The 21,048-nt window shown below is 64.2% G+C and carries 16 protein-coding genes; 3 read left to right on the top strand and 13 right to left on the bottom strand.

Translation table 11 applies throughout. The annotated features are described in order from the left end of the window. Window positions 1–123 precede the first annotated feature (123 nt). On the top strand, window positions 124–474 hold the full coding sequence (locus DVB37_RS14345; protein WP_046807698.1) for a VOC family protein: 351 nt from the start codon (window positions 124–126) through the stop codon (window positions 472–474). Between the two features lie 9 nt (window positions 475–483). After that, entirely contained in the window at window positions 484–1,413 is a 930-nt protein-coding gene (locus DVB37_RS14340) for a CysB family HTH-type transcriptional regulator (RefSeq protein WP_120155836.1), read from the top strand. Between the two features lie 77 nt (window positions 1,414–1,490). Here the strand turns inward: DVB37_RS14340 and DVB37_RS14335 are convergent, their stop codons facing one another. The 8 genes from DVB37_RS14335 to DVB37_RS14300 form a co-directional block, all read right to left on the bottom strand. Next, on the bottom strand, window positions 1,491–3,062 hold the full coding sequence (locus tag DVB37_RS14335) for a type VI immunity family protein (RefSeq protein WP_205571562.1): 1,572 nt from the start codon (window positions 3,060–3,062) through the stop codon (window positions 1,491–1,493). A 137-nt stretch (window positions 3,063–3,199) separates the two neighbouring features. Next, window positions 3,200–3,967 carry a VRR-NUC domain-containing protein gene (locus DVB37_RS14330; protein ID WP_205571561.1) on the bottom strand — a complete coding sequence of 256 codons (768 nt, stop codon included), beginning with the start codon at window positions 3,965–3,967 and terminating at the stop codon, window positions 3,200–3,202. Further along, entirely contained in the window at window positions 3,922–4,980 is a 1,059-nt protein-coding gene (locus tag DVB37_RS14325) for a type VI immunity family protein (RefSeq protein ID WP_120155834.1), read from the bottom strand. Before DVB37_RS14325 ends, DVB37_RS14330 begins: the two co-directional genes overlap by 46 nt. 384 nt (window positions 4,981–5,364) lie before the next feature. Continuing rightward, on the bottom strand, window positions 5,365–6,936 hold the full coding sequence (locus tag DVB37_RS14320; RefSeq protein WP_120155832.1) for a type VI immunity family protein: 1,572 nt from the start codon (window positions 6,934–6,936) through the stop codon (window positions 5,365–5,367). Beyond that, entirely contained in the window at window positions 6,933–7,772 is an 840-nt protein-coding gene (locus DVB37_RS14315; RefSeq protein WP_120155830.1) for a VRR-NUC domain-containing protein, read from the bottom strand. The genes DVB37_RS14320 and DVB37_RS14315 overlap by 4 nt, the downstream gene beginning before the upstream one ends. Window positions 7,773–7,782: 10 nt before the next feature. Then, window positions 7,783–9,354 (bottom strand): type VI immunity family protein, encoded by a 1,572-nt coding sequence (locus DVB37_RS14310; RefSeq protein ID WP_120155828.1) that lies wholly within the window; start codon window positions 9,352–9,354, stop codon window positions 7,783–7,785. Then, window positions 9,351–10,190, bottom strand: coding sequence for a VRR-NUC domain-containing protein (locus tag DVB37_RS14305; protein WP_120155825.1), 840 nt, complete (start codon window positions 10,188–10,190; stop codon window positions 9,351–9,353). The genes DVB37_RS14310 and DVB37_RS14305 overlap by 4 nt, the downstream gene beginning before the upstream one ends. Then, entirely contained in the window at window positions 10,190–12,892 is a 2,703-nt protein-coding gene (locus tag DVB37_RS14300; RefSeq protein WP_120155823.1) for a type VI secretion system Vgr family protein, read from the bottom strand. The genes DVB37_RS14305 and DVB37_RS14300 overlap by 1 nt, the downstream gene beginning before the upstream one ends. A gap of 222 nt (window positions 12,893–13,114) precedes the next feature. On the opposite strand from DVB37_RS14300, the gene DVB37_RS14295 reads away from it, so the two are divergent. Continuing rightward, window positions 13,115–15,361 carry a rhodanese-like domain-containing protein gene (locus tag DVB37_RS14295; protein WP_120155821.1) on the top strand — a complete coding sequence of 749 codons (2,247 nt, stop codon included), beginning with the start codon at window positions 13,115–13,117 and terminating at the stop codon, window positions 15,359–15,361. Between the two features lie 55 nt (window positions 15,362–15,416). Here the strand turns inward: DVB37_RS14295 and DVB37_RS14290 are convergent, their stop codons facing one another. The 5 genes from DVB37_RS14290 to DVB37_RS14270 form a co-directional block, all read right to left on the bottom strand. Then, window positions 15,417–16,565, bottom strand: a complete 1,149-nt coding sequence (locus DVB37_RS14290; protein WP_120155819.1) for a diguanylate cyclase — start codon at window positions 16,563–16,565, stop codon at window positions 15,417–15,419. Between the two features lie 77 nt (window positions 16,566–16,642). Beyond that, window positions 16,643–18,205 carry a 3-deoxy-D-arabino-heptulosonate 7-phosphate synthase gene (locus DVB37_RS14285; RefSeq protein ID WP_205571560.1) on the bottom strand — a complete coding sequence of 521 codons (1,563 nt, stop codon included), beginning with the start codon at window positions 18,203–18,205 and terminating at the stop codon, window positions 16,643–16,645. 144 nt (window positions 18,206–18,349) lie between these two features. Beyond that, window positions 18,350–18,838: a heme-binding protein gene (locus tag DVB37_RS14280; RefSeq protein ID WP_120157497.1), complete on the bottom strand. Its 489-nt coding sequence runs from the start codon at window positions 18,836–18,838 to the stop codon at window positions 18,350–18,352. 121 nt (window positions 18,839–18,959) lie between these two features. Continuing rightward, the gene (locus DVB37_RS14275) at window positions 18,960–19,601 is read right to left on the bottom strand and encodes a response regulator transcription factor (RefSeq protein WP_120155817.1); all 642 of its coding nucleotides are present in this window, start codon (window positions 19,599–19,601) and stop codon (window positions 18,960–18,962) included. Beyond that, a complete protein-coding gene (locus DVB37_RS14270; RefSeq protein ID WP_120155815.1) occupies window positions 19,598–21,046 on the bottom strand; it encodes a sensor histidine kinase in 1,449 nt (482 codons plus the stop codon). The genes DVB37_RS14275 and DVB37_RS14270 overlap by 4 nt, the downstream gene beginning before the upstream one ends. Window positions 21,047–21,048: the final 2 nt, after the last annotated feature.

The raw sequence follows: 21,048 nt of genomic DNA, 5'->3' as shown, positions 1-21,048 counted from the left end.
GCGTATTTGCTAATAAGCGGCGCGCTTTAAGGTTTCTGGCTATGTAGAAGCAATTACAACCTCTTTGTCCGGTTGTGCCTTCGGGTACTAAGATTTGCCCTGTTCCATGGCTGGCAGCAGGGCATGACTTCACTTCTTTCGATCGATTCGGTACAGCTTCCATTCCTGTCGCGCCGGCTTCACGCCGTGCGCGAGTTTTATCACCGCGTCATCGGCCTGGACGAGATGCCCGCGCGGGATGGCCAGCGCCTGCTTTTCTCTTTGGGCGACGCGACGCTGTCGCTATCTCCTGTCCAGGAGCTGAGCAGCGGCGTCAAGCCCGACTACCTGGCGCTGAAGACGCGCGCCTACGACGAGATCCTGGCGCGTCTGCGTCAGGCCGGGCACTTTCCGGTCTGTTCCAAGCCCGACGCATCGCCGCGCGTGATGTACGTAAAAGACCCGTCCGGCAATCAACTGGCCTTCCTGGGCTGAGGGCGCGCGATGAACTTTCAGCAACTACGTTCCGTGCGCGAAGCCGTGCGCCAGGACTTCAACCTGACTGACGTCTCGGAAAGCCTGCATACCTCGCAACCCGGTGTCAGCCGGCAGATTCGCGAGATTGAAGAGGAAGTGGGCGTCGACATTTTTGTGCGCTCGGGCAAGCGGCTGATCGGCCTGACGCCGCCCGGCGCGCTGATCTTGCCCTTGGTCGAACAAATCCTGCAATGTGCGGACAACATCCGGCATGCAGGCGCCGAATACGCCGATAGCCGGCAGGGCGTGCTGTCGATCGCGGCCACGCATTCGCAGGCGCGCTACGCCTTGCCGCCGGTCATCAAGGAATTTCGCCAGCGCTATCCGGACGTGGTGCTGCACCTGCATCAAGGCTCGCCCAAGCAGGTGTCTGAAATGCTGCTGGAAGGCGAGGCCGACATCGGCGTGGCAACCGAAGCCGTCGCCAACTATCCGGGGCTGGTCAACCTGCCGTGCTACCGCTGGAGCCACAGCATCATCGTGCCGCGCGGCCATCCGCTGGAAGGCCGGCACGACGGCATCAGCCTGTCGCAGTTGTCCCGCTATCCCATCATCACCTATGGCCAGGGCTACACCGGCCGCGCCCACATCGACGAAGCGTTTGCCCGGGCCGGCCTGACCCCGGACATCGTCATGACGGCCATGGACGCCGACGTGATCAAGACCTATGTAGAGCTGGAGCTGGGCGTGGGCATCGTGGCCGCCGTGGCCTGGGACCCCGAACGCGACACGCGGCTATGCGCCATCGACGCCCGCCACCTGTTCGAGATCAACCTGACCCGCCTGGCCATCCGCCGCGGCGCCTGGCTGCGCGGCTACGCATTCCACTTCATCGAGATGTTCGTCCCAACCCTGACGCGGGAAGTGGTGGAACGGGAGCTGAAGGGAGAGGGCTGAGGGGCTGTGCGGCTGACGTTTCGGTGAAAGCGGCTGAGCGTGCAGGGTCGATGCAGCGCCATGCGGCGCGGGCGTTGTCAACGCAGGAACGATACCAGCACCCAGGTGACGTCCTGGCCGTTCACTTGTGGCATGGGCGTCTGATAAGCGAACGTCCGGGGACCCGTGGGAAAGGCTTCGCAGGTCCATGTGCCCGGGTAGGGGCAAGGCTGGCCGGACCGTACGCGGGTTTTCGGGCTTGTGGCAGGGTCGTCCATCCAATGCCAGGTGATGGATTGCCCTTGATACCTGGGCAGCGCGCCGTGCCTGCCAACGACGCACAGTATTTCGCCCTTGTCGTCGCCTTGCCATAGGCCGGCGCGAGGCGCTGACTCACCGCTTTGGGCGCGGCGTGCGGGCTCGGGCAGCGGGTCACGTTGATCTATGTCCCGCTGCCAGATCACGCGGCCGTGCGATGGACTTTGTGAGATCGACGGAGCCGCTTCCCCAGCCTTGAAATAGCGCCGCGAACCGGTTTTTGCAAGGGTGTACCACCAGCCGTCCGACGGGATATCTTCGCCGACGAGGATGTGTGTGGGCGTGGGTTCGTTCGGCGCGGCCCCGGGCGTCCGGCCTCGAATTTCAGGCGTGGGCCAATCACTGTCGTCATCGAACCGGCCAAGCCAACGCTGCGTGTCGGAGCGATTGAAACGCTCATTCGGATCGCCATCCCATTCGCCCGAGCCCACCAGGTCCAGCAGGGGATGGCGGATACGGCGAAGCAAACGGTTGGCCAACACGGGAAGCTCGGGCACGCCGTTTTCGACGGGGTAGAGTTCCGGTTGCGGGCCAAGTTCGATCCACTGGCCGCAGTGCAACGAGTCGATGCGGATGCGGGGGTCGGCAAGGTGCGCGGCAACGTCGTCGCGCGATATCCCAAGCTTTTCGCGCCAGATGTCGGACAGGAAAAAGCCCCAGGTGGGGGGGCGGATGCCGGAGGGTAGTTCCGGTGTGAAAGTCATGCCGAACGTGTCGTCGGTGTCCAAACCATAGAAATGGGGCGTCAGCGCGCGATCCCACACGGCAACTTCGGACCGCATGCCGAACTCCAAGGGATTGGCTATCGCAAAGCCGCTGTAGACCTGAGCTGGCGACAGGAGCGTGATCGTTTGAATAACGAATTTTCGCCATGCGTCCTTATTGTCCAGCCACCACTGCCATCGAAAATACAATTGGATCGAAGAGTAGGCGCGGTCGTCGTCCCCCCAGTCTGACGTTCTCCATAGGTACGCAGCGTGGGTGGGCGAGCTCGCATGGTTCGCTTCGTCAGTGAAATTGACTGTAAACGCCTTGTCTACAGCGATCTTTCTCGCCCAATCGCGTAGGTCTCCAAGACGCGGCGACCCGTAACGATGGGGTCGAGACGTGCCTGGATGGGTTGCGACGGTATAGGGAAAGTCCAAGAGCCGTTCGAAAGCCTCGTGTATATCGATCATGTCCGTTGCGGTCTTTGAGGCCACTGCGGGATCGTACGTAAAGTAAAAGGTAATAAACGGCGTGATCGAGAGCTCGAATTGGCCATTATCGATTGCAGTGTTAGGCCATTTCTTCAAGTCGGCAATCATGCCCGCGAGGTCGTCATGTTCGATCAATGGATGGGCGGTACTCACTTTCCTCTCCTGGCCGGCTGCTTGCGGCTGTCCCCATCGTTTGTTGCGGCGGGACGATATCCCGTGCAATCTTCAGGTACCCGAAGGAGCGCGACCTTGTGGGGTTTATCGCCCATTAAATGGACGTAGTTCTTCATCTATTCCGGGTTAACCCAATCATTCGGAAACTTGATTTCCACAGCGGCAAACACGTTGCCGACGACAAACGGTTCCTGGCGGTATTCCACTATGACAAGGTCCGGTGCCAAGCTTCCTTTAGGGCGAGGCCAAAAAGGGAAGAACTCGCTGATGCGTTTCGGTCGTGTCGACGGGTTGCCCAGCATGGCGGCGTGAGACTTCCTGTCATAGTTCGGCTCCGCCTTCAACGGGCTTTGCCATCCCAGCAAATCGTCCACGACTTCAAACACCAGCGACGCGGTCGTTTGCTTCAACGCCACATCAATCGTGGTTTCGATGATCTCTCCGGGAATTTTCTTGCGTATTCGTCGCGGTACGGTCAGCGGAGATTTCAGCGCCCACTGGCATACCGTGCTGATCACCGGCCGAAACGGAATTTTTCGCTCGATATATTGTCGGTACGTGACGTTCTCGCTGCGTCCGCGCGATACCGTGCTGTTGCCACCCGTGCGCACGAACGTCGAACTCTTGATGTCGATTTCATCCTTCATCCCCTGAATCACGTCTTTCAAGATCGATTGCACTTCCTTTTTCCGCTGACCGATCTGCGCCAGGGTCTCGGCGGCTTCAATAGCGGTTTGTGCGGTCTCGTAGGCGGCATAGGCGCGATAAGCGCGGTAGCCCCAGATGAGAGCGGCGGCGACAGGGGCGGCCGTTGGGTTCTCCTGATGTGGGGACGCGGTCAATACCCAGGGGGTGTCCCGATGATTGAGTTGCGGGTTGGCCAATCGCTGCCGTCATCGAACCGGGCTAGCCAACGCCGGGTGTCGCGGCTATCGAAGTGCTTGCCGGGTTCTACGTCCCGAGGGCAGAAGCCGAGCAGATCCAGTCGCGGATGGCGGATCTTGCGCAGCAGGCGGTTGAGCACAGCGGGCAGCCTGGGCATGCCCTGTTGAACGGGATAGAGCTCCGGCCGCGGTCCCAGTTCGATCCATAGTCCGCAATCCAAGGGCTCGATACGGATAAGCGGGTCGGCAAGCTGGGCCGCCACTTCGTCGCGGGAGGCGCCGAGCTTCTCGCGCCAAATGTCAGACAGAAAGAAGCCCCAAGTGGGCGGGCGTATGCCGGACGGCAGTTCGGCTGCGCGCATCATGCCTGGCGGGTGGTCGATGTCCAGGCCGTAGAAATGCGGTGCAAGCGCCCGATTCAGGATGGCCGCTTGTGAGCGCATGCCAGGTCCCAAAGGGTTCGCGACTGCAAAGCCGCTATAGACCTGCGCGGGCGCCAGATACGCGATGCTCTCCAGCACAAACTGCCGCCACTCGTGCTGGTGGTCCAGCCACCACTGCCAACAAAAGTAAAACTGTAGAGATGAGTAATACGGCGCTTTCCCCGCGATGGCGGGTTCGCGGCGCAAATATGCAGAATGCCCGGGTGAAATCTGGTGGTTGTCCTGGTCCGTGAAGTTCACCGTGAACACTTGGTCAACCGGGCAACTGCGTGCCCACTCGTGCAGTTCCTCCAAGCGAATCGAGCCATATCTAAGCAGCCGCTCGGAACGGGGATGGGTAGCTGTCGTGTAAGGGTGTCCTAGAAGTCGCGCGAACGCATCTTGTACGTCGAGCATATCCAAGGTGGTCCGCAAGCTCTGGTCGGGCAAGTAATGAAGGTAGAAGGTGAGAAAGAAGCGAGGCCAAAGGGGAAATGAACCGTCATCAATGGCCATGCCAGGCCACGGCTTCAACGCATCAACCCTGCACGTCAGATCGTTATCGTTGAGCAAAGGAGGGCGTGTATTCATTTTTCGCTCCTGCGTGAATGTTGGGCCTAGGTGCTTGATGCGTGCGCCGGCCCGTGTCGATGACTACGCCGGGAATCTGTCGGCGTGTTCCCAGCCAACATGGGAAGCAGTCGCCGATGGGTTTGCGGAGTGCGGCCGGATCTCGAAGCATCGCTCGATCGGCGGTTCCGTTGTGGTTCGGTTTCGACTTCAATGGGCTCTTCCACGACAACAAGTTATCGGTAGCGTCGATAGATGGGCGATATAGGCGATGTAGGCGATATAGGCTGGATATCCGGGATATCCGGGATAGGCGCGATAGGCGCGATATTCGGGATAGGCGGGATACAGCGGTAGCCCCAGACGAAGGCGGCTGCGGCGGCGAATGCGGCCATGGCTTGTCTCCTAGCGTAAGAAAGAAACCAGCGCCCACGTCACGTCCTGCCCGTTCACTTGTGGCATGTGGGCTTGATAAGCGAACGTTTGCGGACCCGTTGGGTGTTCTTTGCAGGTCCACGTGCCGGGATAGGGGCATGGCCGCCCAGAGCGCACGCGGGCGGCGGCGCGTTGGGCGGTGTCGTGCATCCAGTGCCAGATAAGGGATCGGCCTTGATATGAGGGCAGCACCTCATGCTTGGCGACCACGCACAGGACTTCGCCTTTTTCGTCGCCACGCCATAGCCCCCCCCGTGGGGCCAGCTGACCGGTTTCGGCCTGGCGTGCCGCTTCGGCTTCGGGTGGGCGTTGATCGATGTCGCGTTGCCAGATGACGCGGCCGCGCGATGGGCCTTGATGGATGGCGGGCGCCGGCTCGCCCGCCTTGAAGTACTGGCGCGAGCCTGTCTTTGCCAGCGTGTACCACCAGCCGTCCGACGGGATGTCTTCGCCGACGACGACGTGGGTGGGGGTGGGTTCGGCAGGTGCCGGGCCAGGGGTGCGGCCTCGGATTTCAGGAGTTGGCCAATCACTGTCGTCGTCAAACCGGGCCAGCCAACGCTGCGTGTCGCGGCGATCGAAGCGCTCGTTGGGGTCGCCATCCCATTCGCCGGAGCCCACGAGATCGAGTTGCGGGTGCCGGATGCGGCGCAGCAGGTGGTTAAGCATGACGGGTAGTTCCGGCACACCTTCTTCGACGGGATACAGTTCCGGCTGCGGGCCAAGCTCTATCCATTGGCCGCAGCTGAGGGTGTCGATTCGGATGCGGGAATCGGAAAGCTGGGCAACAACCTCGTCGCGCGAGATGTCCAGCTTCTCGCGCCAAATGTCGGACAGAAAGAAGCCCCAGGTGGGCGGCCGTATGCCGGAGCCCAACTGCGCGGGGATATCCATGGCAAATGGATAATCGGTGTCCAATCCGAAAAAGTTAGGCGCCAGGGCCCGGTCCCACACCGCAACTTCGGAACGCATTCCAAATTCCAAAGGATTGGCCATAGCGAAGCCGCTATAGACCTGCGCCGGCATCAAGCGAGCGATGCTGTCGAGCACGAACTTTCGCCAGGCGTCCTTGTTGTCCAGCCACCAGCGCCACCGGAAGTAGAACTGAATCGACGAGTAATACTGCAACTGGTCACCAATGGTGGGTTCCCTCCACAGGTACGCCGAATGCGTGGGTGAGCTCTGGTGGTTCGCCTGGTCGGTAAAGTTCACTGTGAAGGCCTTATCCACCGGCGTCTTTCTGGCCCAGTCGCGCAGGTCGCCCAAACGAACCGAGCCGTACCGATGTGGTCTTTCCGAACTCGGGTGGGTGGCTATCGTGAAAGGCCGGCCGACCAGTCTTTCGAACGTTTCGTATACGTCCACCATGTCGAGCGTCGTGCGCAAATATTGTGCGGGGTCGTAATGGAAATAAAAGGTGAGAAACGGACTGATCGACAGCTCGAACGACCCATTGTCGATGGCGGTATTGGGCCAGTGTTTCAGGTCTTCGATCATGCCCGCCAGATCTTCGTCGCTGATCAAAGGATGGGTGGTACTCATTTTCCGCTCCTCGGTGAATGTCCGTGCTTCCCGCGCGTGCTGCCCCGGTCTGGGCGATACCCGGTGCAGTCCTCTGGTACGCGAAGTAGCGCCACCTTGTGGGTATCGCCATCCATCAGCCTGACGTAGCTTTTCATCTGTGCGGGCTTGGCCCAATCGTTAGGAAACTTGATTTCAACTGCCGCGAACACGTTGTCCACGTCAAACGGTTGCTGGCGGTATTCCACGATGACCAGATCCGGCGCCAAGCTTCCTCTAGGGCGCGGCCAGAATGGGAAGTACTGGCTGATGCGCTTCGGACGTGTGGAAGGCTCTCCCAGCATCGCCTTGTAAGACGTGCCGTCGTAATTCGGCTCTGCCTTCAACGGGCTTTGCCACGCCAACAAATCATCAACCACCTCAAACACTAACGACGCGGTGGTTTGTTTCAGCGCGATATCTATCGTGGTTTCAATAGCATCGCCCGGTATCTTCTTGCGTATGCGTCGGGGCACCGTCAACGGGGACTTCAGCGCCCATTGGCATACCGTGCTGATCACTGGCCGAAAGGGAATCTTGCGTTCGATGTACTGCCGGTACGTCACGTTTTCGCTACGTCCGCGCGACACGGTGATGTTGCCGCCCGTGCGCACGAACGTGGAGCTTTTGACGTCGATTTCTTCCTTCATGTTCTGGATCACGTCCTTAAGAATGGCTTGGACTTCCTTCTTGCGGTCATTGATCTGCGCCAAGGTTTCGGCGGCTTCGATGGTGGTTTGCGCCGCTTCGTGCGCGGCGTAGGCGCGATAGGCTCGGTAGCCCCAGACGAGGGCGGCTGCGGCGGCGGGGGCGGCCATGGCTTGTCTCCTAGCGTAAGAAAGAAACCAGTGCCCACGTCACGTCCTGCCCGTTCACTTGTGGCATGGGGGTTTGATAAGCGAAAGTTCTTGGACCCGTAGGGTGTTCTTCGCAGGTCCACGTGCCGGGATAGGGGCATGGCTGCCCAGAGCGCACGCGGGCGGCGGCGCGTTGGGCGGTGTCGTGCATCCAGTGCCAGATAAGGGATCGGCCTTGATATGAGGGCAGCACCTCATGCTTGGCGACCACGCACAGGACTTCGCCTTTTTCGTCGCCACGCCATTGACCGCCCCGTGGGGCCAACTGACCGGTTTCGGCCTGGCGCGCCGCTTCGGCTTCGGGTGGGCGTTGATCGATGTCGCGTTGCCAGATGACGCGGCCGCGCGATGGGCCTTGATGGATGGCCGGCGCCGGCTCGCCGGCCTTGAAGTACTGGCGCGAGCCTGTCTTTGCCAGCGTGTACCACCAGCCGTCCGACGGGATGTCTTCGCCGACGACGACATGGGTGGGGGTGGGTTCGGCAGGCGCCGGGCCCGGGGTGCGGCCTCGGATTTCAGGAGTTGGCCAATCACTGTCGTCGTCAAACCGGGCCAGCCAACGCTGCGTGTCGCGGCGATCGAAGCGCTCGTTGGGGTCGCCATCCCATTCGCCAGAGCCCACCAGGTCCAGCAAAGGATGGCGGATACGGCGAAGTAAACGGTTGGCCAACACGGGGAGCTCGGGCACACCGTCTTCGACGGGATAGAGTTCCGGTTGCGGGCCAAGTTCTATCCATTGGCCGCAGCTGAGGGTGTCGATTCGGATGCGGGAATCGGAAAGCTGGGCAACAACCTCGTCGCGCGAGATGTCCAGCTTCTCGCGCCAAATGTCGGACAGAAAGAAGCCCCAGGTGGGCGGGCGTATGCCGGCAGGCAGCTGTGGCATGAACGTCATGCCGAACGTGTCATCCGTGTCCAAGCCATAGAAATGCGGCGTCAGCGCCCGATCCCACACGGCCACCTCCGAGCGCATGCCAAACTCCAGCGGGTTCGCCATCGCAAAGCCGCTGTAGACCTGAGCCGGCTTTAACCGAGCGATGGCGTCAAGGACGAATTGCCGCCACGCCCCTTTGTTGGCCAACCACCAGCGCCATCGAAAATAGAGCTGAAGCGATGAATAGTTTTGGTCGCCACCGCCCCAGTCGGAAGCTCTCCATAGATATGCGCCATGGGTGGGCGAGCTTTTGTGTTCGGCTTCGTCCGTAAAGTTGACGGTGAAATTCTTGTCTACGGGAGTTTTCCGGGCCCAGTCTCGCAGTTCGCCCAGGCGCTCCGAGCCGTACCGATGGGGTCTTTCTGAACGCGGGTGTGTCGCGACCGTGTAAGGATGGCCTAACAGGCTTTCAAACGACTCGTGCACGTCGATCAGGTCCAGCGTTGTGCGCTGATATTGATCGCGGTCGTAGTTGAAATAGAAGGTGAGAAACGGGCTGACAGACAGTTCAAAAGACCCGTTGTGAATGGCAGTGTTTGGCCATTTCTTCAGGTCTTCGATCATGCCGGCCAGATCCTGATCGTCGATCAATGGGTGGGTAGTACTCATTTTCCGCTCCGGCTTGAATGGCCTGGCTTTGCGCCGGATGTGCGCGCCGAGCCGGAAGCTCCGGTGCAGTCTTCCGGTACTCGAAGCAGCACAACCTTTTGGACGTCGCCGCCCATCAGGCTGACGTAGTCCTTCATTTGGTCGCGCTTTACCCAGTCCTTCGGAAACTTGATTTCCACCGCCGCGAACACGTTGCCCACGTCAAACGGCTGCTGCCTGTATTCAACGATTACAAGATCCGGGGCCAGGCTGCCCTTAGGGCGGGGCCAGAAGGGGAATACCTCGCTGATGCGCTTCGGACGTGTGGAAGGCTCTCCCAGCATCGCCTTGTAAGACGTGCCGTCGTAGACCGGCTCCGCCTTGAGCGGGCTTTCCCATTTCAACAAGTCATCAACCACTTCAAACACCAACGACGCGGTGGTTTGTTTCAGTGCGATATCTATCGTGGTGTCGATGAATTCGCCCCGAATCTTCTTGCGCAGACGTCGGGGCACCGTCAACGGTGACTTCAGCGCCCATTGGCATACCGTGCTGATCACCGGCCGAAAGGGGATCCTGCGTTCGATGTATTGCCGGTAGGTCACGTGTTCGCTGCGTCCGCGCGACACGGTGCTGTTGCCGCCGGTGCGCACAAACGTGGAGCTTTTGACGTCGATTTCTTCCTTCATGTTCTGAATCGTGTCTTTAAGGATGGCTTGGACTTCCTTCTTGCGTTCATTGATTTGCGCCAAGGTTTGGGCGGTTTCAATGGCGGTTTGGGCCGTTTCGTGCGCGGCGTAGGCGCGATAGGCTCGGTAGCCCCAGACGAGGGCGGCTGCGGCGGCGGGGGCGGCCATCAGAGGTCTCCTTCAACGTGGGAATCCAGAAAGGCTTCGTCCATCGGTCCGTGCTCGGCGTGATGCGGATTGATGTTGTCGACACGCTCGGCGAGCTGCCCAGGGTCGTCTGGGATCTTCTGGTCCTCGCGCATGATCGTCTTGTAGGTCTGCACGTCGCGGGCGCGCGGGGTGTCCAGGAAATCCGTCGCGCCGTCGTTGTCGGTGGTGCCTTCCAGGAGCAGCGTGGCGCCTGTCATGACGCGGTACCGATAACGTTCGAACAGGCGGTTGTCGGTCTTGTGCAGGCGGAACCGGCCGGCGTAGTCGCCGGCGGCGACGTCGGGGGATTTGAAGACGGGCAGGGCGGCGCTTTGGCCGCCCGGGCCTGAGAAATTGTGCGAGGCGGCCTTCACCGTAAACGTGCCCGGCATGCCCAGCTCGATGTTGCCGTCGGCAATCTTGATCGTCGCCCCGCCGCACAACAGCGTGATGTGTTTGTCGGCGGCGATCAGCACGTGTTGTTGGCTGGACGTGATTTCCGCGCTTTGATCGGCCTGGATGCGAATGGCGTTGTGCTGCGCCTGTAGCAGCATTTCGCCTTGATGCGCGATCTGTCGCAGCGCGCCGCTTTGCGAGAACAGGCCTACATCGCCGCCCGCGTTCAGCACGATCTTGTCGCCCGCGCTGACCTGCTGATGCTGCTGCGCGACGCTGTCCACATTGCCCCCGGCCGACATCACGATGCCGGCCGGCGTGGCGGCGGCGATGCCGGCTGGCGCGCTTAGCGCGATGGCGCCAACGTCGCCTAGGCCGTTACCGTCCGACTGGTTGTTGGCGCCGTGGCCCAGGTCGCGCACCGCATCCGATAGTGACTGCTGCGGCTGGGCGTCGTGGGCGACGCCTTCATGCTTCTCGGCGTAATCCCCCAGGTTGCGGGCAAGTTCCAGCGCCGCTTGCAAAGCCGCTACGATATCGGATCTATCCAACTGCCCGCCCTTGGCGTGTAGTTGCGTCTCGGCCGTCAGCAACAGTCCCTTCGCCGCCCGCAGCGCTCCATGTTCGTCCGTGCGCAGTTCGAACCCTTCACCGCGAGCTTGCCCACCGCTTGGACGCGGATGGGTCAGATACCCCAGATGCAGCTGCGTGTCGCCGTGTTCGCTCATCAACGCCGCGCTGATCTGCGCGGACGTGTCATCCAAGCGCAATTCGTTGGCGCGATTGCCCCGGAATTCCTTGCTCTTGATGGTGTTCAGGACGTTGTGGCGCGGCAGTTCATAGGGCGGCAGATTGGTCGCCCGGAAAGTTCTGCCGATTATCAGCGGCTGGTCCGGGTCGCCGTTTGCGAATTGCACGATGACCTCTTGTCCGATGCGAGGTATCGCCATATGACCCCACTGCGCACCGGCCCAGTTCTGCGATACGCGAATCCAGCACGGGCTATGTTCGTTGTGCTTGCCTACGCGATCCCACGGGAATTGGACTTTGACGCGGCCCCAGTCGTCGCAATAGATTTCTTCATTGGGCGGGCCAACCACCGTCGCCATCTGGTGGCCGTCGATGCGGGGTTTGGGTAGGGGCTCGGGCTTCCAATCGACCTTGTCGGGAACCAGTTCAGCGGTGTAGCGGTATTGTGTGCCGTGCTCCGGGCGATATTCCGAGCGGTGCATCAGGCCTTCGCCCAGTCCGCCTTGCTGACCGTATTCGGCTCCGAACCCGTCTTCTTCCTGGCTGGCAGGCTGCACGCCCCGATGTTGCATCCGCACCGGTCGCCAACCGTGGTTCCAATCTTCGCGAGGATGACCGACAAGATCGAACGCCACGCCAGGAATCAAGCGCGCGTCATCCCCTTCGACCAGTGCAACGCGCGCATCGCGGCGGTGTCCCAGCAAACGGGCCAGGGTAAACGGCTGACCCGCCTCGTCGCGTTTGTAGCGGCCGGGGTAGTCGTAGCGTTCGTAGCGGGCATCCTGATGAGAAAGATCCGATGCAACCGGCGAATGTTCCTGGCTGTAGCGCGGATGCGTGTAGGTGTAGTCGCGCTGCGTCTGCACGGCGGTGCGCACGCGCTCGGCATAAGAAAACCGATGCAACGCGGGTTCTGCCTGATCGCCTCCCGGCATCGGGTTGTAAACCACCGGCCCGCCCGCGATCTCGCCGTGGATATAAACCCGGTCACCGTGAATCAAACGGTGCCCATGCTCCGAATGCGCATAGCGGTAGAAATAGCCTTCTTCTGCCGCCAGCCTGTCCAGAAACGCCAAGTCGGTGTCGCCGGCCTGCACACAGTATTCGCGCGGCAGGTGTTCCTGCGTCGTCACCTGTTCGTAATCGGTAATCCCCTGCCGTTTGATGACGTCAGCCAGGATCTCGGGCGCGGACAGATGCTGGTAGATGCGCCAATCGGAACACAGCGCGGCGCGCGCCAATGACGGTTCCAGCACCAGCCGATACCGCGTGCGCCGAAAGCCCGTGTCGCCCTGGACAAATTCGGTGACGACGCCGTGCACGTGCCGCACAGCCACCGCCCCGCGCCATATCGTGAAGAGCGCAGGCTGATCCAGCAACGCGCCGAAATCCACCGCGGGATCAAAGCTGGACAACTCCACGCATAGCCGATAGGTCTCGGACAGCGCTTCGTCCAGCGTGAATTCAATGACGTCGAATGCCGCGCCACTGGCGGGCGTAAAACTAAAACGAAAATCGTTCGCGTGCGATGACACAGGCGCCTCCGGACGAGTCAGGTTGACTGATCATCTTGCGCAGGCCGCCACCCGGCCGTCTATAGAACTTCTCTGATATTTCGGGCCGGGCGATTCCAGATAGGGCGCGCCGGAACCCGTGCGACAACGGTTCGCATATCCATAGACGCATTTCTACGTTGTCGGCGGCGCACGGGGCACGTAGCCTCAGCCATTCCCTTATCCGACACCGCGGGTCACCTCATGAGCACCTCTTACCAAACGGCCAGCCAAACTGCCAGCCAAACGGCCAGCCGAGCCGCCAGCCCGGCCACCGGCAAGCACACCGAGCGCGCGCAGGCCGTGCGCGAATTCATCGCCGACGTGCGCAAGCGCGTGCCCGACGCGGCACGCGCCTCGCCCCAGCAGCTGGCCGAGGCCGCCGCCTTGTTGCAGGCATTGGGCAGCCGACGCGACTTGTTTCCGGCAGAGGAATTTCCGCTGGTAGCGGACCGTCCCGGTACGCTGTACCGCCTGGCGGAAGACGTGGACGGCGGCTATGCGCTCTACCTGTCGCTGGGCGAGGCCGGCAAGGCCCAGCCGCCGCACGACCACACCACCTGGGCCATCATTGCCGGCGTGCACGGCAACGAGCGCAACGAGGTCTATCGCCGCGCGCCCACGGCCGACCCCTTGCGTGACGCGCTGACCCATGTGCGCCGCGTGGACGTGGGGCCGGGCAGTTCCATCGTGCTGGGGCCGAACGATGTGCACACCATTGAACTGATCGGCGACGAGGCCGGCGCGCACCTGCATTTCTACGGCCTGGCGCTGGACCGGCTGCACGGTCGGGTGGTGTTTGAAAGCACGGCCGGCGGCACGTACCGTACGTTCTCGCCGCCGGCCGCCATCTACCACGCGCGCGTGTCGCCCGACGCCTTGCAAGAGGCGCTGCGCGGTGACGCCGAGATCGCCGTGCTGGATGTGCGCGAGGCGGGCCGCTATGCCCGTCGCCATCTGCTGTACGCCGTGCCCGCGCCGCTATGGCGGCTTGAAGTGTTGGCCGACCGGCTGGTGCCCCGGCGCGACACCCGCATCGTGCTGGTGGACGACGACGAATCGCAGGCCCACCTGGCCGCCGCCAAGCTGACGCGTTTGGGTTGGTCGGACGTGTCCGTGCTGGCCGGCGGCACGGATGGCTGGGCGCGTGCCGGGCTGGAGGTGTTTACCGGAACCAACGTGCCCAGCAAGGCGTTCGGCGAAGTCATCGAACATGAAAAGCAAACGCCCTGGATCGATGTGGACGAGCTGCACGAACGCATCTCGCGCGGTGACGATATCGTCGTGGTCGATAGCCGCACGCCCGAGGAATTCCATCACTTCACGCTGCCGTTCTCGCACAGCCTGCCGGGCGCTGAACTGGTCTATCGCATCCGCGAGCTGGCGCCGGACCCGAACACGTTCGTGGTCGTCAATTGCGCGGGACGCACGCGCAGTATCGTGGGCGCGCAGACGCTGATCGACGCGGGCATTCCGAACCGGGTGGCCTCGTTGCGCAATGGCACGATGCAGTGGCTGCTGTCCGGGCGCGAGCTGGCCTATGGCCGCCACGCGGCCTTGCCCGAGCCGGGCGAAGCCGCGCGGGATGCGGCGCGGCAGCAGGCGCGCGACGTCGCGCAGCGCGCCGGCATCGGCTATGTGGATGCAGCGACCCTGCATGCCTTTGAGGCCGAGCAGGACACGCGCACGCTGTACAAGTTTGATGTGCGCACGCGCGAGGAATACGAAACGGGGCACCTGGAAGGCTGGCGCTGGGCGCCGGGCGGGCAACTGGTGCAGGCCACCGACGACTATCTGGCGACCCGCCGCGCGCGCGTGGTGCTGGCGGATTGGGATGGCGTGCGGGCGTTGACGACGGGCGCATGGTTGGCGCAACTGGGCGCGGTGGAAGTCTATCTGTATCAGCCGCCGGCGTGGGCCGCGCTGCAAAGCGGTTCCGAGCCGCGCCGTGTGTTGCGCCATCGGCCCGAGGCGGCCAGCGTGCGGCCACAGGCGCTGCGCGCGGCACTGGATGCGGATGAAGTGATTGTGTTTGACGTGGAATCGCGCGTGGCCTACGAGCGCGGCCATGTGCCGGGCGCGCGCTTTGCGGCGCCGGACAGATTGGCGCAGTTCCTGTCGCCCGACGATCATCGCACCGTGGTGTTGACGTCGTCCGACGGCGTGTTGGCCAGCGTGGTGGCCGCCGAATTGGCGTGGCGCGGCAAGCACGCGGTGCAGTATCTGCTGGGCGGAACCCGGGCCTGGAAGGCGCAGGGTTTGGCCTTGGACACCGGCGCGGCGGGTGTGCTGACCGGCGATGACGATCAGAGCATCAGCCCCTATCTTTTTGAAGACCTGTCGGCGCGCGACGAAGGATTTCGGGAGTACCTGGATTGGGAGTTGGGGCTGGTGGCGCAGCTGGAGCGCGACGGCAGCGAACACATCCGCTTGATTCCCGCTGCGCGATAAGGAGGGGGGCAAGCGAGGTAGCGCTACGCCCGCTATCTTTACCGGCGCGCGGGCGCTACGCCAGTTCCAGCCGGTTGCCGCCCATTGCCTTGGCACGGTACAGCGCGCGATCGGCCGCCGCCAGGCTGTCGGCCAGCGGCGGCACGTCACATTCGTAAGACGCCAGGCCGATGCTGACCGTGGCGCGGATTGCGCTGCGGTCGCCGGGTTCGGACGTGGATTCGGCGAAGCGCCGCGCGACCGTCTCACCCAGCGCTTGTGCGCGGCGCGCGTCGTCTCCCAGCAGCAAGGCGGCGAATTCCTCGCCACCGATGCGGGCCAGCAGTACGCCCGCTCCGGCCTCGCCCTGGGCGATATCGGCAAACGTCTTCAGCACCTGATCGCCGGCCTGATGGCCGTGGCGGTCGTTGATGGACTTGAAGTGGTCCAGGTCGAAGGCCAGCACCGCGGCCGGCTGCTGTGCGCCCTTGGTTCGCAGCAGCCGCGCGCCTTCCTCGAAGAACCAGCGGCGGTTGCCCAGGCGGGTCAGGTAGTCGGTCTGCGATTCGAGCAGCAGTTGCCCATGCGCTTCTTCGCGCACCAGCTTGAGCAACGCCATGGGCAGCAACACGGAATACAGCACGCCTTCGTACATCGTGATGCTGCTGGCCGCACCCTGCACGGACGCCCCGTGGCGGGCAACGAGCCAGGGCAGGATCAGCGCCCGAAAGGCGTAGAACAACGCATGGATGCCGGCGATGCCGACGACAAAGCGGCGCGGCGTCAGCGCCTTCATGGGCGTGCAGCGCCACATTTCCCAGGCGGTCAACGCGGACGCGATGGCGATGGGCGCCGCGCTGACGTAGGCCCAGACGAGGCCTTGCCAACGGGTCCCGGCGATGGCCCAGATCAACGCCATGACGACCAGCAATGCCACCGACCCGCCGCGATAGCGCCGGCCGTTGAAGGCGGCCACGCCTTGCAGCACAAGCAGATAGCCGCCAAGGATGACCAGGTTGCTTAAGGCCGGGCCCAGCCAGGCGGGCAGATACCCGCGCAGCACCACCCCGGTACAGCCGACGGCGATGGTGGCAAAGCCTGTGGCCAGCCGCCGCAGTTGTTTGCCGCGCTTGGCGTTGGTCCGGTGTTCCCAATAGGTCATGCCGGCGCTGGCAAGCAGCGTTCCGATGACTAGGAAATAAAGGGTGTAGAGATCGACGTGCATCCCGGCGGGTATCAGCGTAGTGCCGACACGTGTTGCCGACTGCGGGATTTTACGGGGAAAAAAAGCAGCGCCGACGGTTACATCACAGCCTGTTGCGCGGCCGCCAACAGGTCATCGGCATGCACCATCAGCTCGCGCACGAGGTACAGCTGCGGGTACTGATTCAACACGCCCGCCCACTGGGGCGATGTCAACAACGACTGCCAGACGGCTTGCAGCCCGCGTGTGTCGGCCGGCCGCCCTTGGGCAAGCTCGCTGGCGTAGGCGACGCTTGCGGGCGCGGATAGCAGTTGCATGCGGCAGGCGGCGTTAAGCAGGCGCGGCGCGGGGTCGGCCGGCGCGTCGCTGCAATACAGCACGGCGCCGGACAGGTCGGTGTCGCCGGTGGGCAAGGCGGCCAGGGACGCGCCGCGTATCGGCACGGGGCCCTGGTGGGTGTGAAACGGATACGTCATGCCCGGTTCGGCCTGTGCCAGGCGCGCAAGGCCGCGCAACAACCGGGCGAAGTCGGTGCTGGCGGCGTCCACGGAAGCCTTGGCTTCGACAAGCAGGCAGACGTCCCAGGCGGCGGGCTGGGCGGCGGGCGCGTTCCGCACGTTTGGCGCATCCACACGGCGCAGCAGCGCGGCGTCCCATTCGCTTTTGGCGCGGTCGGCATCGCCGGGCAATGCGGGCGGCACGCGCATTGACGTCACGACGCGGTAGGCGGCGTTGCCGTCCGGCCCCGCGTTGAGTCGGTCTGCCAGGGCTTGCAGCGCCTGTGAGGCGCGCGCTTCGACCGCCGCGCCGCGCTGCTGCGCGGCCACGCCTTGTGCCACGGCCCCGGGGCTGCCCGAGCGGGGGCCGTTGCGGTTCCATAACGCCTGGTAGCGCCGTACCCAGGAATCCAGGGCCAGCTCGTCCAGGCGTTGCAAGCGTTCCAATGCGGCGCCGTCGCGCAAGCGGGACAGGCTGCGCGCCAGGGCGGGGTCGTTGGTGGGGTCGGTGGCTGGGTCGGAGGCTGGGGCGTTGGCCGAGGCGTTGTCAGGGGCGGTGGCCGAGGCGTTGTCAGGGTCGTTAGCTGCGGTGTTGTCGGGGGCATTGGCCGGGCCGTCGGCAAGGTCTTTGCCTGGGTCGCTAGCTGTGCCCTGCAGCGATTCCAGTTGCGCCACCGCAGCCGCCAGCGCGGGCCAGGACGCGGCCGAGGCAGCCGCCTGAAGCCGGGCCAACACTGTGCGCAGCGCGCCCGCGGGCATGCGTTCCAGCTTGGCGGGGTGGGCGATGGCGTTGACGGCGGCGACTACGTCGCGTCGGTCGGCCTCGGCCCCAGCGGACAGGGATGCGTATTCGCGAACCTGCGGCGCCTGGTGGCGCAGCACCATCGCCTGGATGGCGGGGTCGCCCTGGTCAGGGCGCATGGCTTCATGGATCAGTTGCGCCAGCGCGTCGATAAAGCACTGCTTGACCGAGGCCGGCGGGGTGTCGGCGCGGGCCAAGGCCTGGCGGGCTTGGTCAATGGCCACGGCCAGGCGGGTCGCGCAATGGCGCTGTGACGACACGGTTGGGTCCGTGTCGCCGGCCAGGGTGGCCGGGACCCGATAACGTCGGGCGACGATGCGTAGCGTTTCGTCCAGCAAGGCGGGGCGCGGCGGCAAGGGCATGGGCGGCTAGGGCGATCGGGGCGTTTTTCTGATGGGGCGCCCGTAAGCCTAGCCTGTTGACGCCGCGCGCGCCAATCGCCACCCGGAAACCCGAAACCGGAACCCGAAACGCGGGCGGATCGCCTTGACCGCGCCCGCCGTCGATCACTTGAACAGCGCGGCGTTCTCTTCCAGCACGGTGTCGGCGCATTGCGCATCCAGGTTGCCGCCAGGCGCGCCGGCCACGCCGATGGCGCCGATCACGTTGCTGCCTGCCTTGACCGGCACGCCGCCGCCCAGCAGCAGAAAGCCCGGGATGTCGGTCAGGTTGGCGGCGCCGGGGTTCTTTTGCGCGTTTTCCATCATCGTCAGCGTGGGCGTCTTGGCCGACACCGCCGTGAAGGCCTTGGCGCGGCTGGCCTCGATCGTGTGCGGGCCGGCGTTGTCGGCGCGGGCAAAGGCCTTGAGCAGCCCGGCGCGGTCCACAACCGAAGCGCTGACGTTATAGCCCTTGGCCTGGCAGGCGGCGACGGTGGCGGTGGCCAGCTTCTGCGCATCGGCCATCGACAGGTTGCTTTCCGTCAGTACGGCAGCGTGGGCGGCGCCGGCAAAGGCCAGGGTGGACAACAGGGTGGCTAGGGTGACACGGTTCATGGTCTGCATCCTTTGATTTCAGAGCGTTCGGTAGGAGCAGTCAGTGTGGCCAAATCCGGCGTTGCGCGGTATACGCCCGACTACGCGCGCGCCTCCGTAGGGTTACGGAGGCCCTGGCGCGCTAGTCGAGCAGGGTGGCGTATTGGCGGATCAGTTGCGCCAGCGAGTCGGCTTCCAGCTTGGCGAAGACGTTGGCGCGATACGTTTCGACGGTGCGGGGCGACAAGTCGAATTCCCGTGCGATTTCCTTGTTGCTCATGCCGCGCACGATGCGTTCCAGCACCTCGTGTTCGCGGCCGGACAGGCGCGCCAGCCGGTCGGCGGCGGCCTGCGTCACGGCCAGCCTTTCCCGGCTGGCCACATGCGTGCGCACGGCGGCCTGCACCGCGTCCAGGAAGACATCGTCGTCCACCGGCTTTTGCAGGAACTCCATGGCGCCGCCCTTGAAGGCGCGGCGGCACAGGTCCACATTCGCGTGGCCGGTCAACATGACGACGGGCAGGTCGGACTGGTCGGCCAGGCGGCTCAGCACGTCCAGGCCGCTGATGCCGGGCATGCGGATGTCCAGCACGACGCAACCGATAGCGCTGGCGGGCAGCGCCGACAAAAAGGCCTGCGGGTCGGCAAAGCCGCTGCTGGCCAGGCCCACGCTGCGCAGCAGCAGCGCCAGCGCGTCGCGCACGGCGTCGTCGTCGTCCACCAGGTAGACCCGGGGTGACAGTTCGGGCGTGCGGTTGGGGGCAGGGTCGGGTGCGGGGTTCATGCGGGGCTCTTGTTGCAAGGCAGGCTGACGGTGAAACACGCGCCCGAGGGTTTGAGGTTGTGCGCGGCCACGCTGCCGTCCATCGACCCGGCCAGCGTTTCGCACAAGGCCAGCCCCAGGCCCATGCCTTGTGCCCGCGTGGTGTAGAACGGAGTGAACAGCCGCGGCAGTGCGTCGGCGGCAATGCCGGGGCCGTTGTCGCTGATGCTGAACCGGTAGACGTCGCCCGAGGCGCGGCTGTCCAGCCGGCCTTCCAGCTGGATCACTCGGGGGCCGTCAGTGCCGGCCAGCGCGTCGGCGGCGTTTTGCACCAGATTGTGCAGAATCTGTTCCAGTGCTACGCGGTCGCCCAGCGGCCGCGCGCCGGGGCTGGCGTTGTGCCAGACAACGCGAATGCCCTGCCGGGCGAGTTCGCTTTCCCGCAGAAAGCGTAGCGCGGCCACCAGCGCGTCGGGATCCAGCGCTTCGCGCCGCGCGGGCGGGCGGGGTTGGACCAGCGCGCGCATGCGGCTGATGATGTCGGCCGCGCGCTTGGCCTGCTCGGCGCTGGCCAAGAGGGCGTGGCGCACGGCGGGGCGCTCGTCCTCGTCGTCCAGCAGGCGTTGGGCGGCGCGCGTCTGCGCCAGGATGGCGGTCAGGGGCTGGTTCAATTCATGCGCGATGCCGGCGGCCATTTCGCCCAGCGTGCCCAGGCGCGCCATCGCGGCCAGCCGCGCCTGTTCCTGCTGGCGGCGGGCCTCGGCGCGGGAACGCTGCCATGCGGCGGCGCCGGCCACCAGCAGCGCGCTGGCAAGCGCCCACGCGGTCCATGCCGTCCAGGGCCAATAAGACGGCGTCAGGGTGCGGCTGCTGCGCATCTGAAACGGTTGGCTGGCCGCGCCCAGCGGCTTTTGCAGCGTCATGGGCAAGCCGCGCGCGTCCTCGGGCTGCTTGTCCAGCAGCGCTAGCGGGCGCTGATCCACCAGCAGGCTCAGGTTGCTGAGGTTGGGCGGGAAGTCGGCGGGCGGCACCAGTTGGCGGGCATCGATCAACAGGCTCCAGCTGGACGGCGCTATCAGCCAGTAGCGGGCGGCGTCCAGCGGCAATGTCACCGGCCGGCCCAACTGCGTGGCGCGCGTCACGGCGGCGGACAGATCCGGCGGCGGCGGCAGGCTGCCGGCCCACGCGCCATCGGCCAGATAGCCCAAGCCCAGCAGCTGCGGCATGGCCGGGTGCAGGCTGGGGTAAAGACGTTCGGGGGTGGGCGGATGCGACAGGGCCGTCAGCGTGGCCAGCACGGCCTCGTGCTGCACGGTCTTCTGGCTCAGCATGCGCTGGGCGATGCTGGTGCTTTGAAAGAAGCGGTCGTGCTGGTCCAGGTATTCCTGGCGGGCGATCCAGGCGGCGCCCAGCAAGAACAAAACGAGCCAGCAGAGGAGGGCGCGGGAGCGCGATAGGGGATTCACGC

Source organism: Achromobacter sp. B7, assembly GCF_003600685.1.
Taxonomy (GTDB): Bacteria; Pseudomonadota; Gammaproteobacteria; order Burkholderiales; family Burkholderiaceae_B; genus Achromobacter; species Achromobacter spanius_B.
The sequence above is the reverse complement of the archived record's forward strand: the minus strand, read 5'-3'. Positions and strand labels throughout refer to the sequence as shown.